The sequence below is a fragment of the Cellulophaga sp. BC115SP genome, from assembly GCF_009905545.1.
GTDB classification, from domain to species: domain Bacteria; phylum Bacteroidota; class Bacteroidia; order Cytophagales; family Spirosomataceae; genus Flectobacillus; species Flectobacillus rivi.
This window is the reverse complement of record NZ_JAAALB010000014.1, coordinates 46,312-62,422: the sequence shown is the minus strand read 5'-3', so window position 1 is coordinate 62,422 and position 16,111 is coordinate 46,312. Positions and strand designations below refer to the sequence as shown.

Here is a 16,111-nt window from a genome sequence, read left to right as displayed (position 1 = left end):
GATATTTAGTACAGGTACAAAAAACCAAAACCCATAAAAAAGGAGACTACCACACAATCCATCTCACAACTCTGTAGTCTCCTTTTTTTCTCCTCAACCAACTATTTGACTTAAACCTCGACTGTAACGTTCGAGAATTTTAATGATTTATCTTCGTCCAATTCCATCATCACAATAGAATCTTTGCTTACGTAATGACCAAGAATTTGTTTTGATAGTTCGTTCAAAATTCTTCTTTGCAATACACGTTTGAGTGGACGAGCTCCCATGGTTGGGTCATAACCTTCTTCAGCTAAGAATGTCAAGGCTTCGTCGGTAGCTTCCAATGTGATACCCTGCTCTTTCAAACGTTCTTGGATTTGTTTGAACTGTATTTCAACAATCTTATGGAGGTTGTTTTTAGAAAGTGGCTCAAACATCACAATTTCATCCACACGGTTCAAAAACTCTGGACGAACCACTTGTTTCAATAAGCCCATGACTTCTTCTTTGGCTTTTTCCAAGATGATATGGTCATTCCAACCTTCCATTTCTGCCAATTTTTCTTGAATAATATGACTACCAATGTTTGAAGTCATAATGATAATCGTATTCTTGAAATTGGCAATGCGTCCTTTATTGTCAGTCAAACGTCCGTCGTCTAGTACTTGCAAAAGGATATTCCAAACGTCTGGGTGTGCTTTTTCGATTTCGTCGAGCAAAATTACACTGTAAGGTTTACGACGCACTGCTTCGGTCAACTGACCACCTTCATCATATCCTACGTATCCTGGAGGTGCTCCAATCAAACGGCTTACCGCATGACGTTCTTGGTACTCAGACATATCGATTCTGACCATCGCATTTTCATCGTTGAATAGATAATCAGCAAGTGATTTGGCTAATTCGGTCTTACCAACCCCTGTTGTACCCAAGAAAATAAATGAACCAATCGGGCGGCGAGGGTCTTGCATACCAGCGCGTGAACGACGTACTGCATCTGAAATAGCCTCAATCGCTTCCTCTTGTCCAGCTACACGTTTGCCTAGTTCTTCTTCCATGTGCAAGAGTTTTTCTTGCTCGGCACGCATCATTTTCGATACTGGAATGCCTGTCCATTTCGCTACAACTTCGGCAATATTCTCAGCTGTTACCTCTTCCTGAAGCATGGTGTTTTCTTCTACTTTCGGTGTTTGTAGCTCTTTGAGCTTGTTTTCCGCCTCAAGCAATTTACCATATCTTATCTCTGCTACCTTACCATAATCGCCAGAACGTTCTGCTTGCTCTGCCTCTAATTTCAAGCGATCAATATCTTCTTTGATTTTGCGAACATTATCGAGCACCGATTTTTCAGACTGCCATTTGGCCATCAAACTAGACTTTTTCTCGGTCAATTCTGCCAATTCACGACTGATAATGGTTTCACGCTCTTTATTATTTTCACGACGAATTGCTTCTCTTTCAATTTCGAGTTGCATGATACGGCGTTGTAAGTCATCAATTTCTTCAGGAACAGAATCAATTTCCATACGCATTTTTGCGGCTGCTTCGTCCATCAAGTCGATGGCTTTATCAGGTAAAAAACGATCTGAAATATAGCGGTTTGACAGCTCAACCGCTGCAATTACTGCATCGTCCTGAATGCGTACTCCGTGGTGAAGTTCATATTTTTCTTTGATACCTCTCAAGATAGAAATGGCATCTGTCACATCTGGCTCACCAACGTTTACGGCTTGGAAACGACGTTCGAGTGCTTTGTCTTTCTCGATATATTTTTGGTATTCCTTGAGCGTAGTCGCACCAATCGCATGTAATTCGCCACGCGCCAAAGCTGGTTTGAGCAAGTTAGCCGCATCCATAGCACTATCGCCACCGCCTCCTGCGCCAATCAAGGTATGTATTTCATCAATAAACATGATGATTTCACCCTCTGCGTCGGTTACCTCTTTAATAACAGCCTTCAAACGCTCTTCAAACTCACCCTTGTATTTGGCACCTGCAATCAACAAGCCCATATCTAGGGTATAAATCGTTTTGCTACGAAGGTTTTCGGGTACGTCGCCCAATACAATTCTTTGTGCTAAACCTTCTACAATAGCGGTTTTACCTACGCCTGGTTCACCAATCAACATGGGGTTGTTTTTGGTACGGCGAGAAAGAATCTGTAAAACACGACGAATTTCTTCGTCACGACCAATCACTGGGTCGATTTTTCCTGATTTGGCTAATTCATTTAGGTTACGAGCATATCGTTCTAATGAACGATAGGTTGCTTCTGCATTTTGGTCTTTCACGGTGGTGTTACCTCTAAGTTCTTTAATCGCTGATTTGAGTGTATTTTCTTTGAAGCCACTATCTTTCAATAAAGTAGCTACTGAATCTTTTCCTAAAAATAAACCCATCAAAAGTAGTTCTACGCTGACAAACTCATCATCAAAATCTTTTAATAAGTTTTCGGCTTTTGTCAGAGCAGCGGCGGCGTCATTGGCCAAATAAGGTTGTCCGCCTGATACTTTTGGATAAGAATTAACAATGCTTTCAAGTTTGGTCAATAGGATATTTTCATTCACACCCATTTTCTTCAACAAAAAGCCCGAAGTATTGCCGTCTTCTTCAAGAATAGCTTTCAGCAAGTGCCCCGCTTCGATGGCCTGCTGACCATTACCCGAGGCAATCGTAGCTGCCTGCTGGATAATCTCCTGGGTTTTGGTGGTGTATTTATTAAAGTTCATATCAGTAGTTTTGTTTTGTCCTGATTTGTTTCATTTGCTAATTATTTATCAAATATGAATCCAATCCATATAATCGGAAAAAATGTCTTGTTTTGAGGGATTTAGGGAATTTTTATCAGTCAAAATTTCAGTAGAATACCCCCAAATCAGCATTTATAATGTCATATTGTCTTTAGATTTGTAGAGGAATAAATTTTAGTATTAATGCTGAATTGCGATTATATTTTGTAATATCTGTATTTTACAATAAAAATTTACTAACTGTTATTTGGCAAGATTACTCATGATTATAAGCACTGGTAATTAATTGAAAAGTTATATTCACAATTCACCATTCGCTCATTCACAATTAAACATTATCACTAAATCATTCATTCACAATTAATCATCATGCAACTCAGAAAATTTCAAACAGAACTTATTAGCGAAATCGGTCTTGGTACTTGGCAGTTAGGCAGTGCCGATTGGGGAAATGTAACCGAAGAGTCGGCCTTCGAAATTCTTAATCGCTTTGTGGATTTAGGAGGTAACTTTATCGACACAGCCGATGTATATGGTGGCGGTATTAGTGAGAAAGTTATTGGCAAGTTTTTGAAAACCCGTTCTGAAACACTGTATGTAGCGACCAAACTCGGAAGAAGAGGCGATAATGGAAACGGTTGGCCACAAAATTTTACGTATGAGGCCATTAGACGCCATGTAGAAGAATCACTTCAAAATCTTCAATTAGAGCAGTTGTATTTGGAACAATTACACTGTATCCCAACCGAAGAATTGCAAAAAGGTGATGTTTTTGACTCATTAAGAAAACTCCAAGACGAAGGTTTAATTAAATACTGGGGGGTAAGCGTCGAGACGGCTGAGGAGGCTCTTATTTGTTTGGAGCAGGAAGGTTTGGCTTCTTTACAAATTATCTTTAATCTATTTCGTCAACATTTGGCGGACGAAATCTTTGCGAAGGCTCAAGAAAAAGGCGTTTCATTGATCGTTCGAGTTCCGTTAGCGAGTGGACTATTGAGTGGAAAATATACCAAGGATACGACTTTTGCTACTACAGACCACCGTAACTATAATGCCAATGGTGAGTTTTTCAATGTTGGTGAAACATTTTCAGGAGTGGCTTTTGAACAAGGTGTAGAATTTGCTCAGAGCCTAGGAAATCTTATGCCAGATGAGCGTTTGGCACAATGGTCGTTGCGCTGGATATTGGATCACCCAGCAGTTACCACGGTTATTCCTGGCGCTACCAAAATCTCGCAGGTAGCGCCAAACGTAAGTTCAAGCGATTTACAACCTTTATCTGCCGAAATCCATACAGCATTGAGAGAGGTATATGATACCCAAATTAAGCCTACGATTCGTGGCAAATACTAATGAAATAGCCTATATAAATTTGTTAATATTTGTTAAAATTGGCTTTTTAGAAATATTTTTTTTAGAAAAAATAAGAGATTCTTATCGTAGAAAAAGAGTTGGTAAGATTTCTTTAAAAAGTGGGCTATCTGTCGAGATAGCCCACTTTTTTGTACTAATCTAAGAAGTGTTACAAATTGAAAAAACTAAAATGTATATCAATAAAGTACAATGCCGTAAACTCATAAGTATTGTGCAAGCTTGTAAATGACAGGTTTTTACCGTAATTTTGCACTCCATCATCCAAAAAATAGACATGGTAAAATCCATTTTATTGCTTATTTTTTGTAGTGTAATTTCACTATCAATTGTAGCAAAAGATGCACGGTCATTTCAGGGTAAAGCTTCGTTTTATGCTCGTAAATTCAACGGCAGACGAACTTCAAGTGGCGAACGCTACAAAAATAATGGCTACACAGCAGCTCATCGTAGTTTGCCTTATGGTACCTTGTTGGAAGTAACCAACAAATCCAATGGCAAAAAAGCTGTGGTACGTGTAAACGACAGAGGCCCGCACAGAAGAAAAGTACTTTTAGACTTAAGTTATGCGGCTGCCAAAAAAATTGGAATAGTTAGAAGAGGTATAGGTAATGTACGTGTTAGGGTCCTCTCTAAACAAGAAATTCCAAATGCACTTTATGCAAGTGCACGCAATTAGGAACAATCTTTTCCTTTTATGAATCCTCATATCTTCGGGTATGAGGATTTTTTTTTAGGTTCAAAGGGGATAGGTGTGAGGGGTTAGGCAAGGAGTTTTTTTTTAGGTTCAAAGGGATTAGGGACAGAGGCACAAAGTGTGTTTAGGTGATAGGGGTTAGGCAAGGAGTTTTGTTTTTTAGGTTCAAAGGGATCGGGCACAGAGGCACAAAGTGGTTTTAGGGTTTAGTTGAGGGGTTGTTGTGAGGGGGCTTTTGGGGGATTTTGACATGGATAAAATTCCTTTTCCTAATTTTCAAATTATCAAATCTTCAAATTTACAAATTGCAGCTATTCTTTATTAAATTTAGGGAGGATTTGACTTGATGCTTCCCCAAACACTGAGATAAAACACTTTGTGCCTTTGTGCCTTTGTGCCTTTGTGCCTTTGTGCCTTTGTGCCTTTGTGCCTTTGTGCCTTTGTGCCTAAGTCAAGCCAAAACCTTCTTACCTCAAACGCTCCAAACTATAATGCAACGACGTAATTTTCTACAAAATCTTGTACTCGGTACAGGAAGCTTATCTGCCTTACCCTTTGCCAGTCAAGCTACTCAGCAAAATCTCCAACGTATTCTTAGTTACGCACCCGAGAAGGATGTCACTACCGATGAAGATTATTGGGCGCAAATTCAGTTGGCCTTTTCTGCTTCGCCCAATTTGATTAATATGAGTAATGCTGGGGTAAGTCCACAACCTATTATGGTACAAGATGCCCTAACACATTACAACAAGCTGTGTAACGAAGCGCCAACCTATTATATGTGGCGAATTTTGGATGAAAATCGTGAGGCTGTTCGTAGCAAACTGGCAGATTTGGCAGGGTGTTCTCCTGAGGAAATTGCTATGAATCGCAATGCTACAGAGGCATTAGATACAATTATTTTGGGCTTAGACTTACAAAAGGGCGATGAAGTAGTCATGTCTCTACAAGATTATCCGAATATGCTCCACGGTTGGCGACAGCGCGAAAAACGAGAAGGAATTGTGATTAAATATGTCAATCATGACCCATTACCTTGTGAGGATAAGGATTTATTAGTCAAAAGATATGTCGATTTAGTAACTGAAAATACGAGAATCGTTCATGTTACACACATGATTAACTGGACAGGGCAAACTTTACCCGTAAAAGCTATTTCCGAAGCGGTAAAAAAGAAAAATCCTAAGATTAAAGTAGTGGTCGATGCGGCGCATACCTTTGCACAAATTGCCTATAAAATCCCCGATTTAGGTTGTGATTATTTGGGCGCAAGTTTACATAAATGGCTTTGTGCGCCTTTTGGCACAGGCTTACTGTGGGTCAAAAAAGAGCATATTGCTAGTTTGTGGACACATACCCCCTCAGATAATCCTTTGAAAGATGATATCCGAAAATTTGAAGGACTAGGTACTCGTTCTTTTCCTATTGAAATGGCGATTGGTCACGCCGTGAATTTTCATAATGCTATTGGTACTGAAAGAATCCAAAAGAGGTTACAATATCTCAAAAACTATCTATTAACTCGTTGTATAGACTTGCCAAATTTTTATACCCAAACGTCTCTAAAACCTGAATTTTCTGGTGCGATAGCCCTCATAGGATTTAAAGGAATGACTTCCTCAGAGTTACATGGAGCATTGATGAAAAAAGGGAGAATTTATACCTCGCCCGTAACTTGGGAAAATATTGTGGGTGTGCGAGTAACCCCTCATATTTATACGCCTATCAAAGACCTAGAAAAGGTAGTAAAGGTGGTTCAAGAAATAGCTTTAGAACCTAAAAAGAATCCTTGAAGCAAAACAATATCAAGATAACATCAGAGAAATTATCGAAGCAATAGCCTGTAAAGTTTTGAGATATAATAGTGTACAATTGATATTGCCAAGCTGAAATCTGCTTGTCCAATACAATCCTTATGAATCAGTTTCAACGCGCTGAATCATTCGTTTTTGAAAATCCTGAAAGATGCTCGGATTACTATATAGTTTAGAGAACATAATGGCCCCTTCTAATTCCATAAGGGTTTGTTGTGCCAATATATGCGCTTGTTCTTGTGTGTGAAGTTCTTGATAAATAGCAGTAAAGCTTTGGATAATTCCATCCATGATGGTGGTAAGCAATACTCGAAACGATGGATAAATATTGGCCGTTTCTAAAATCGTATTTCCCAAAATACACCCCCCATTTTTGTGCACAATCACCTTACTTAAACCTTTCAGAAACAACTTCATTCGTTTAGAGGCAGGATATTGCTTGTGCTGGGCCAGGGGATAAACACTGCTTTTTAACTCGTAATCAATACTTTCAAGAATTTGCAACATTAATTCTTCTTTACTAATAAAGTAATGATAAAAGCTTCCCTTCAGCAGACCAACTTCCGCAGCGAGATCTGACATAGAAGTGTTGTGGTAACCTTTATTGCTGAACACGTTTAGGGCTTTGGCTATTATCTCATTTTTAGTAACTTTTTGAATAGGCATACTTGATGGCAAGATAGTTTTAGAAAAAATTAATTGAGCTAATTTACAAGTATTTAGCTGACAATAAGGAGCATACTCAGGAAAAATGCCCTAGAGTTTATTAAATGGTAAATACTAGTTTGAATCCTACAATTTTTTATATTTTTTGTACCATATTATCTTCCTAGATATTCTTGTTAAATCATGATAAAATACTAAAGAGCTGTGTTAATCTTTTGTTAATCACAAGGTACAGCCGAGATAATTATGTAAATTCGTTTTCAAAAAAACTTTATATCAGAATGAAGAGATGGATGATTTGCCTTCTATTTTTGGGCATGATGACAGCTAAACTGAACGCACAACATCGTATTGAGATTCAGGTAAAAGGCCTGAGAGATTCTACATTTTATTTGGTGAATGGCTTTGAAAAAAGCTATTTGGCTTTGGATACTGCCAAAGCAGATGGTGATGGAAAAATCCTATTTCAAGGTAAAAAAGATTTACCCTTGGGATTTTATGTGTTGGTACAAGGAAATCAGCGGATTTTTGATCTATTGATAACCAATCAGAATTTTAGTATCAATACCGATAAGGCTGATTTATATGGCAAAATGGAAATTGTTGGCTCTGAAGAAGCTCGTCAATTTGCCGAATTTTTGAGAACAGTCAACGAAAAAGGGGCTAAAATTCAAAGTGCTCCTGCCAACGAACGCCCCAAACTCATAGCCGATATTGACGCTTACAAGAAAGCTTTTGTCCAGAAGTATGGAAAAGAATCTTTGGCTGCCAATATTGTTCGTATCAATACCGAAATTGCTGCTCCTCCATATCCTGCCAAACCTACTACCGAGGATACAATCAGACACAATGAATATTTGCTAAAACATTATTTCGATAATGTTGCCCTTGAGGACGAACGTATGATGCGAACACCGTTTCTTGGACCTGTCTTAGAAAATTACCTCAAAACTGTAGAAGGTCCTTATTCGCCTGATACCTTAATTCAGATTTCTGATAGGTTACTTGACCGCACGCCACCCAAATCTGACCAAAGAAAGTACGTGTTTAGTAAAATCGCACAGAAATTTCTTTCGACAGATTACCTTGGAAAAGAGGTAGTGTACACCCACGTAGCTGAGAAATATATGATCAAAAATGTGGCGTTATGGGATTCTGCCACAGTGGTTCGCAATTTTGAGTACGTGTATCGTATGAAAAAGGTTTTGATTGGTAATACGCTCAAGGATTTACCCATGAGCGATACCCTCGGTAAACCTGTGAGCCTTTATCAAACAAAATCGAAATATATCTTGGTCATGATTTATGACCCTAATTGTCATCACTGTCAAGAAACAACCAAAAAGTTGGTAGAAGACTATCCCAAATTACAAGCAAAAGGCGTAAAGGTTTTTATGGCTTGCGGGGTACGTGGACAAGAAAAAGATAAAAAGGATTGGAAGAAATTTATCAAAGATTTTAAAGCTCAGAAGTTTATTCATGGATACGACAATACTTCGAGTATTGACTTTACCAATGATTACAACACCCAGACCTATCCAAATGTATTTTTGCTAGATGCAAATTATAAAATACTAGCCAACAAGAAATTGGATACAGTACAGTATCTAAATTTGATTAATGCTGAGGAGAAGAAGAGAAAAAAATAGGGTATAGGCAAAAAGGCGTTAGGCAATAGTAGTTAGAAAAGAAAGTATTTACTGTTGCCTGATGCCTTCTATCTTGCCTCTTATTCTTTCACTGAAAACTATTTCTTTACATTTTTAAATTCGAACAATTCGAAGGAGAGGTAAGATATAGGCAAAAAGGCATTAGGCAATAGTAATTAGAAAAGAAAGTATTTACTGTTGCCTAGTGCCTGATGCCTCACTTCTTATTCTTCCCTACAAAAACAATTTTCCCTCCATTTTTTACTTCAAAGTTGAGATAGTGCTCATTACCCGGGACTAAGTCTAGCCATGGGAGGGCGTTGATGTATTTGTCATTGGCAAAAATAACGGTTCCGTTGCAGGTAATTTCTGAGTAAATATCAGCTAATATTGGAATTGAAATGACGCCTTGCATTCCTGTAGGCACCTCTGCGCTCAAAGTAAATTGCTGAGGGGTATTTTGAATATTGACTTTTATCAAACCCGCTGGACAGGGGGCTTGTGCTTTTATCGAAGTCAAAATGCCTATTTGAGGCTGTATTTTATAAGTTTTAAATCCATTTGCCAAAGGACTAATCCCTGCCACATATTGGGAAAGAAGCGTAGCTGGTCCGCCAGTCCAACCATGATTGTACGTGCCACCGCCGTAAGTAGCGCTGTTGAGCTCCCAGCCTTCCCACAAGGTGCTAATAGGGCTATTGACCATAGATTTATAGCGAGTCTTCATGCGAGCAATAGCTTTTTTATCTTCTCCGATAAGAAACAAAGCTTCCAAAATATATTTCTCCATGTAGGGGCTAGCATGTAACTCCTGACTTAAAAATAGGCTAATAGAACCATATTGTTCTGGGCTACTCAATCCTGCCACTACAGCCAAGCCATTGCCTCTATCATCGGTAATACCTTTGTAGTTGGGGCTTCTGTAGAAATTACCACGCCAATAGGTATCGTTAAAAGCATCTTTCATTTCTTGCATTTGGTAGGAATAGGCTGCTACATCTTCCTCCAAACCAAGTAAATGTGCCATTTTGCATAATCCTTTCATGGCCAAATAATACCACGCATTGTCCAATAGCTCCACATCTATATTTTGTCCCCAGTCGTGCCACATCCAACCACCAGCACGATGTTTTACCAAATGATGCTCATCTATTTTCCAAAGTGCAAGATATTTTTTGATGGCAGGGTATACCTCAGCAATGAGTGCCGAGTCGCCTGTATAGCGATAATAGTTCCAAAAACCATATTCACCAATACTAGCCAACATTTGGGCAGGAAGTTCTCTATCCCAATTACCTGCTGGAATTGGCGAAAAAAGCGTTCCGTCAGGTTTTTGCCAAGCTACTAATTCACGAATGGCTTTTTGTAAAGATTGATGCCCTGCTTGATTCCAGTAGTAAAACATTTCTCCTTCATTGATTACTACATCGCCCCACCACTGTGCACGCTCACGATCAGGACAGTCAGATATGACATCACGCACATTGAGGTTGAGTGTCGTCAGCGCTTTTTCCTTCAGTTTATTCAAAAAAGCATCGTTACAAGTGAAATCTCCTTGTATTTCATAGTTATAACGAGTCGCTCTGTACTGAACCGCTAATATTTTAATTCCTTTTGGGAAAAAGTATTTGACTGTATGACCATTAAAATAGGCGGGACTTTCAAACTCCTGCACACCATTTTTGGTAATATACTCAGTTCGAATATTGGGTTCGCTACCGCCATAATAGTTGTCGGTACGAATATCTATTTTTTGCCCAGCTTTTGCTTCAATTTTAAAATAAGGGGTAATTGCTAAATTTTGAGGTAATTGTAATAACAAGGTATCACCTACACTGACGAGTGGGAGCGGAGGGGTATTGGTATAGTTTTGTAAACTACTATGATGCCATTGAGGAATAGGGCGTTCTAGAAGTTGATTCCATGGTGCGTCACCTGCTGCTCCTAACTCAGTAGCCGATTCCCATCGTGAATCGTCAAATTTGGGTTCGTACCAACCCTCGATATCTTCTTGAGCATTGAAATGGATGTTAGATTCCGCTAGGCGATAATTGGGAAATGGCGCTTGAGTTTCGCCAAAGGCAGGATGAACTTTACAAAGCCAAGAAGCATTGCTAACCCAATTGTTTCCGCTTGGCGTAGGCAAATCAAAAAGGAGTCCTGCTTGTCCAGAACTGTTGTGACTGAATCCTTTTTTACCAAAATACCAAACCAAAATACCAATAGTATTTTCTCCAACTTTCAAATATGGGGCTAAATCAACATTGTCATAATAAGTATCTTGTGGATTAGGACCACGTTTGAGCCCCCCTTCACGCACCACCAACTGTCCGTTTACCCACAACCAATATTTGGAGTCTACGGCTATTTTGGTAATGGCAGTTGCCATGGCTTTTTTGAGCGTAATTTTTTTACGAAAGCAAATCCATTGATTTGCTTTTTGAGGTTCGGTCACACTAATCCATCGAGCTTCACGATGAAACTGAGCATACGATGAAACTGAGTAAATTATGGCAGCAAGAAAACAAAGACTTTTGTATAATATTGACCTCATGCTATAGTGGGGAATAAACATTCGATAAATATAAATAAATCTTTGGATAGATTGGATTTTGAAATACAGATTTCAGCTAGTCTAGTCCTCTTAATTTGCCTAATCATTGCCTCTACAAGCGTTATATCTTTATAATTTTATGTTCCACCGTTTGTTGATCTACCTGAAGTTTGAGAATGTAAACACCTGCTGGCCAATTACTACTATCTACAAATGTTATGGCATTGGCGATACTTCCTTGCGAAATGGGATTTCCGAGCATGTTGAAAACTTGATATGAATAGTTTTTTTGAGCAGAAAAATCCGATAATGCTATTTTCAACTGGTCATTGATAGGGTTAGGAAAAGCCAGCGATATGCCTTCGAATAATGGGATTTGAGCTTTCAAATACGCAATAGTAAAATTAGGAATACCATAACCAATGGTATTGTTCGGTGCGCTATAGTCACTAGCTGATTCTTTCAATAATTGGATGATTTCCTGTGCTTTTTTATTGGGTAAAGCTTGCCACAAACCTGCTACCATACCACAAAGGATAGGAGAGGAAAATGACGTTCCACTCGAAACTGTAGCGTTTCCAGCGGTGTTTAAGACGGCAACACTTTGTCCCATTGCCGATAAGTCGGGCTTAATTCTACCATCAGCGCTTGGACCACGCGAGCTAAATGATGCAACATTACGCGTACTTGAAACGGCTCCAACCGCAATAATCGAGTCGGCATCGGCTGGGGTAGAGATATACTTCCACGCATCGGCGCCCTCATTACCTGCGCTAATGGTACAAATGATGCCTCTTTGCGCTGCCCACTTGGCTGCTCTAGCCGCAATTGTAGTTTTACCATTCATATCCTGATAGGTATGACTGGTATTAGAGTCTTCAAACACGGTATATCCTAAAGAGGAATTGATTAAATCTACCCCTAAACTATCGGCACGTTCGGCGGCAATAAGCCAATTGACTTCTTCTAAAATCGACTCACTCTCATCGTCTTCAGTTCTAAATAGCGCATAAGATGCTTGTGGTGCTGTGCCAATCATTCTGCCTGTTTGAAGCGATGCCATACAGGATAGTACGTTGGTGCCATGAGAGTGATAGTTGTACACAAACGTATTATTTTCAACAAAATCATACGTTTGTATCACCCTGTTATTGTTGAATAAATGACTAAAAGCAGGAATTGTATTTGCACCAGTAAAACCCGCATCAAATACTGCAATGAGCATATTTTGTCCTTGAAAACCTTGATTGTGCATAGCATCGACACCAAGCATAAGGTTTTGAGTTTCGGATAAGCCGTAACCTGTTGGGGCTGGGCTATCCTCCATCGCAAATTTAGATACCCTTCGTGCTGCTGAAAGGATACTTGCATAGTTTCTTAGAGGTTCTGTCCCTTCCAAACCTTTTACAAAACTCAACGATAATACTTTTGAAAGTTGTTCAGCTGTTGCCTCGATTACGACGCCATTCATCCAACGGGAGGTGTACCATACCTTTGCTCCAGTTTGCTTGATTTGATTGATATAGGTAAGATTTACAGGTAAATCTTGCGTAGTGACAGCAATATTTTGTTTTGTTCGTCGAGCAATTGCTCTTGCCGACAAAAATTGATTAGGCTGAGATATTTGATAGGTTGAGTTATTTTTATCTTTTAGTAAAACCAAATATTTAAGTGCCCCTTGTCCAAAACTTGAAAGACTAAATAAGAGGAGAAAAAGTGGGAGAAAAAGTTTATTCTTTGCCATAATCTATCAAATCATAAGTGATAACTGTTCCATAATTGATTTGCCCTTTACCTAAGCAATTACCTTCATAGCAATAAGAAACATTTGATTCTTTTGAGAAAACAATGCCCCAATTGGGTGCCAAAATGACTTGTTTCTTTTGTAAACTTAAAGCACTTGAATCTTTAAACAACTCAACCTCTATCAGATTTGACATCGTTTTGTTGGCATAGATTGTTTGAGGTAAAAAACGAATAATTTGAGCTTGCTGAGCTTTTGCTTGGTTATACAATTGAAAGTTCCACTGGGTGCCAACTTCAATTGGATTGACCAAAATACATTGTGTTTGGTTGCTTTGAATTTCTATAATTTTACTATTTTGTAAAACTACCAATTTCCTGCCAGTTTCAATCCAATTCGCATTTTCTTGGTTTTTACGAAAAATAGCAATTAATACGCCTTCATGAGTAGGATGGTCTGTCACAAGATGCTTTTCGAAAAAAAGAGATTCTGTCACTTTGGGGTTGAGTGTGTAGGATAGTTGATGAACTGAAAAAACGCAAAACTGCCCTTTTTCTTGCATTAGGTAGTCTTTTGAAGATAAAATGACAGGCTGTAGCTCTGTCGAATCCAATGATGAACAGGCATAAAAAAGCGTTGCTAGAAAAAAATAAAAGCCACGATACCAATAACTATCTGATAGTTTTGGGCATTTGATAGGGTAGATTTTTTGCATAAAAAAAGTCTAGCATTGTTTAAAATGCTAGACCTGAATATAATGCATTTAAGCGCAAAAGTCAATGCTTATTTGCTTGCTGGCGACAACCACGCTTTTAATAAAGTAACTTGAGCCTCGCTAGGAGAAGCTACTGGTTTAAGCAAGTTTTTCTCCGTAATTTCTGGAATAAATAATGGCGCCGAGAGTTTTACTTCTACTTTTTTGTCACCTTCTTTACGCATTACCACCATATTGATAGTATCATTTTCTTTAGCGTTTTGCATAAAGTCAGTACGAGTGTTACGGAAGTTCGCTAAATCCAACGATTTGCCATTTAGTGACACAAATTCGTCACCAGCTTTTAATCCTAATTTTTTACCGAAAGCATCAATGCCTTCATCTTCCAAGATATAAATAGCTTTTGACTCTTGGTTCAGACCTAAGCTATATACTGATACCCCAATAGATTTCTCACGAACCTTCGCCTCTTTTTGGAATTCAATCCCTACACTTTGGAAAATTTCTTCTAGTGGTAGAGGTTGGTTTCCTTCTACATATTTTGCAAAAAACTGACGAAGTTCTGGGAATTTAGTAATCTCCGTGATTTTGTCGAACAACTCAGGGTCTTTAAATGATTTTTCTTTACCATAATATTTTGATAAATCACGCATCAAATTTTGCGTTCCGTAAGCTCCTTTCGAAAGCTGACGAAGTTTGATATCCAAGCACAACCCAATCAAAGCACCTTTTTCGTACACGTTTGGATATTGATCTTTGTATTTTTCCAACACATCAGCACTCATTACTGTAAATGGTACTTTTTCATCGTAACGATCATACATACTGTTGATTTTGTTACGAACCATATTTAAGTATTGACCCAATGGAATCAAATCGTACATCACTTGCATGTGACCAGCTGCATACTCGGTCATACCTTCGTACATCCACAAATGTTTTGACATTTTTGGCTTGTTGAAGTCAAAGTCTCCAATTTCTTCAGAGTGAATGCTTAGAGGAGTTACAATATGAAAAAACTCATGCGCACAAACATCCTTAACTGTTTGAGATAATTCTTCAGCAGAAGCCTCTGGCAAGTAATAGAAAGACGAATACGAATGTTCGAGTGCGCCATAGCTACCATTTTTCAAATTGTCTGACAAAATAATCAAGAAAGCGTATTTTTTGATAGGCAAAGTACCACCCAAATATTCTTTTTGAGCTTCCAACAAAGTTTTTACATTGGCTGCAATCTCAGCAGAACTTGCTTTTTTGTTAGGCGAATATACCGAAATCAAAATATCAGCACCACCTACTTTCAATACAGTGGTATCTGGTTTTGAATACATGATTGGTGCATCTACCAAATCATTGTAATTACCTGCCGAAAACAAATCACTGCTTGCATCGCTTTTGCTTGCGATCATCGACGTGGCACCATAAAAACCCTTTGGTTTCGAGAAATTGACATTGTAGGTTACATTTTTCAAATTGTCGAAATAGCCAAAGAAACCGTGTGTGTTAACAGCAAACAAAGTATCCTTTTCAATATCTGTTCCCGCAGGTTCAAACACATATTCACCACTGATTTCTGGAGAATCCCAAGTGTCATCCACCAAATAAGTGATTTTGTAAAGACTTTTAGCTTTAGCAATCTTATAACTGTTTTTGTCAAGCTTTTCCACTTTGAGGGCTTTGCCAGCAGCGTCAAAAGCTTTGAAGTCTGTAATGTAACGACCAAAGTCATAGTTAGCGTAAGTCCCTGGAACAATCTTTGGAAGGTTATACGTGATTTCGTCCTTATTGATTTTAGGTGCAATTAATGATACTTCTAGTTTATCATTTTTGACGGTAGTTAAGTCAACAAAGAATTGATACGAAGCATTTTGGGTAACTTTTTGCGCAAAAGACCCAACACACATAACGAGTGCGCAGAGCGTCAAAATAGTTTTTTTCATTGAATAAAAAATTAAAGTTCTTGAAGCGAACAAAGGCTCAATTTGTTCCTACAACGGAATTTGTATGTGCATGTTGTATGAACTCAGAAAGTATTAGCTAAGGGCGCTTTGCTCAAATATACAAGATTCTGGGCGTTTATTGCTTTTTGGATACGATAGATTGTGTCAAAACGTCGTATTGTATGATGAATGGAGGAGGGTTTTCTGAGGAAGTCCTCAAGTATGAAGT

Annotated in this window: 10 protein-coding genes; 4 read left to right on the top strand and 6 right to left on the bottom strand. The window is 38.5% G+C overall.

The window, feature by feature from the left end:
• Nucleotides 1-110 precede the first annotated feature (110 nt).
• Nucleotides 111-2,711, bottom strand: coding sequence for an ATP-dependent chaperone ClpB (gene clpB / locus GVN22_RS12575; RefSeq protein WP_166551378.1), 2,601 nt, complete (start codon nucleotides 2,709-2,711; stop codon nucleotides 111-113).
• Nucleotides 2,712-3,101: 390 nt separating this feature from the next.
• On the opposite strand from clpB, the gene GVN22_RS12570 reads away from it, so the two are divergent.
• The 3 genes from GVN22_RS12570 to GVN22_RS12560 all read left to right on the top strand — a co-directional run bounded on the left by GVN22_RS12570 (nucleotide 3,102) and on the right by GVN22_RS12560 (nucleotide 6,593).
• Nucleotides 3,102-4,085: an aldo/keto reductase gene (locus GVN22_RS12570; protein WP_166551377.1), complete on the top strand. Its 984-nt coding sequence runs from the start codon at nucleotides 3,102-3,104 to the stop codon at nucleotides 4,083-4,085.
• Between the two features lie 295 nt (nucleotides 4,086-4,380).
• Nucleotides 4,381-4,782 (top strand): septal ring lytic transglycosylase RlpA family protein, encoded by a 402-nt coding sequence (locus GVN22_RS12565; protein ID WP_095167487.1) that lies wholly within the window; start codon nucleotides 4,381-4,383, stop codon nucleotides 4,780-4,782.
• Nucleotides 4,783-5,291: 509 nt separating this feature from the next.
• Nucleotides 5,292-6,593, top strand: coding sequence for an aminotransferase class V-fold PLP-dependent enzyme (locus GVN22_RS12560; RefSeq protein ID WP_166551376.1), 1,302 nt, complete (start codon nucleotides 5,292-5,294; stop codon nucleotides 6,591-6,593).
• Between the two features lie 120 nt (nucleotides 6,594-6,713).
• Here GVN22_RS12560 and GVN22_RS12555 read toward each other — a convergent pair whose 3' ends face one another.
• Complete coding sequence (locus GVN22_RS12555; RefSeq protein WP_166551375.1) at nucleotides 6,714-7,280, bottom strand: TetR/AcrR family transcriptional regulator; 567 nt, start codon at nucleotides 7,278-7,280, stop codon at nucleotides 6,714-6,716.
• A 281-nt stretch (nucleotides 7,281-7,561) separates the two neighbouring features.
• Here GVN22_RS12555 and GVN22_RS12550 point away from each other — a divergent pair, with 281 nt between their 5' ends.
• Entirely contained in the window at nucleotides 7,562-8,929 is a 1,368-nt protein-coding gene (locus tag GVN22_RS12550) for a thioredoxin-like domain-containing protein (protein WP_166551374.1), read from the top strand.
• Nucleotides 8,930-9,146: 217 nt separating this feature from the next.
• Here the strand turns inward: GVN22_RS12550 and GVN22_RS12545 are convergent, their stop codons facing one another.
• The 4 genes from GVN22_RS12545 to GVN22_RS12530 all read right to left on the bottom strand — a co-directional run bounded on the left by GVN22_RS12545 (nucleotide 9,147) and on the right by GVN22_RS12530 (nucleotide 15,882).
• The gene (locus GVN22_RS12545) at nucleotides 9,147-11,483 is read right to left on the bottom strand and encodes an alpha-L-rhamnosidase C-terminal domain-containing protein (RefSeq protein WP_166551373.1); all 2,337 of its coding nucleotides are present in this window, start codon (nucleotides 11,481-11,483) and stop codon (nucleotides 9,147-9,149) included.
• 121 nt (nucleotides 11,484-11,604) lie between these two features.
• Nucleotides 11,605-13,227, bottom strand: a complete 1,623-nt coding sequence (locus GVN22_RS12540) for a S8 family serine peptidase (RefSeq protein ID WP_166551372.1) — start codon at nucleotides 13,225-13,227, stop codon at nucleotides 11,605-11,607.
• A complete protein-coding gene (locus GVN22_RS12535; RefSeq protein WP_166551371.1) occupies nucleotides 13,214-13,942 on the bottom strand; it encodes a hypothetical protein in 729 nt (242 codons plus the stop codon). Before GVN22_RS12535 ends, GVN22_RS12540 begins: the two co-directional genes overlap by 14 nt.
• 68 nt (nucleotides 13,943-14,010) lie before the next feature.
• The gene (locus GVN22_RS12530) at nucleotides 14,011-15,882 is read right to left on the bottom strand and encodes a peptidase M61 (protein WP_166551370.1); all 1,872 of its coding nucleotides are present in this window, start codon (nucleotides 15,880-15,882) and stop codon (nucleotides 14,011-14,013) included.
• Between the last annotated feature and the right edge of the window lie 229 nt (nucleotides 15,883-16,111).

What these genes read in the sequence shown, in the direction of transcription:
- clpB (WP_166551378.1), bottom strand. Translation starts at nt 2,711, where the DNA reads ATGAACTTTAATAAATACACCACCAAAACCCAGGAGATTATCCAGCAG.
- GVN22_RS12570 (WP_166551377.1), top strand. Translation starts at nt 3,102, where the DNA reads ATGCAACTCAGAAAATTTCAAACAGAACTTATTAGCGAAATCGGTCTT.
- GVN22_RS12565 (WP_095167487.1), top strand. Translation starts at nt 4,381, where the DNA reads ATGGTAAAATCCATTTTATTGCTTATTTTTTGTAGTGTAATTTCACTA.
- GVN22_RS12560 (WP_166551376.1), top strand. Translation starts at nt 5,292, where the DNA reads ATGCAACGACGTAATTTTCTACAAAATCTTGTACTCGGTACAGGAAGC.
- GVN22_RS12555 (WP_166551375.1), bottom strand. Translation starts at nt 7,280, where the DNA reads ATGCCTATTCAAAAAGTTACTAAAAATGAGATAATAGCCAAAGCCCTA.
- GVN22_RS12550 (WP_166551374.1), top strand. Translation starts at nt 7,562, where the DNA reads ATGAAGAGATGGATGATTTGCCTTCTATTTTTGGGCATGATGACAGCT.
- GVN22_RS12545 (WP_166551373.1), bottom strand. Translation starts at nt 11,483, where the DNA reads ATGAGGTCAATATTATACAAAAGTCTTTGTTTTCTTGCTGCCATAATT.
- GVN22_RS12540 (WP_166551372.1), bottom strand. Translation starts at nt 13,227, where the DNA reads ATGGCAAAGAATAAACTTTTTCTCCCACTTTTTCTCCTCTTATTTAGT.
- GVN22_RS12535 (WP_166551371.1), bottom strand. Translation starts at nt 13,942, where the DNA reads ATGCAAAAAATCTACCCTATCAAATGCCCAAAACTATCAGATAGTTAT.
- GVN22_RS12530 (WP_166551370.1), bottom strand. Translation starts at nt 15,882, where the DNA reads ATGAAAAAAACTATTTTGACGCTCTGCGCACTCGTTATGTGTGTTGGG.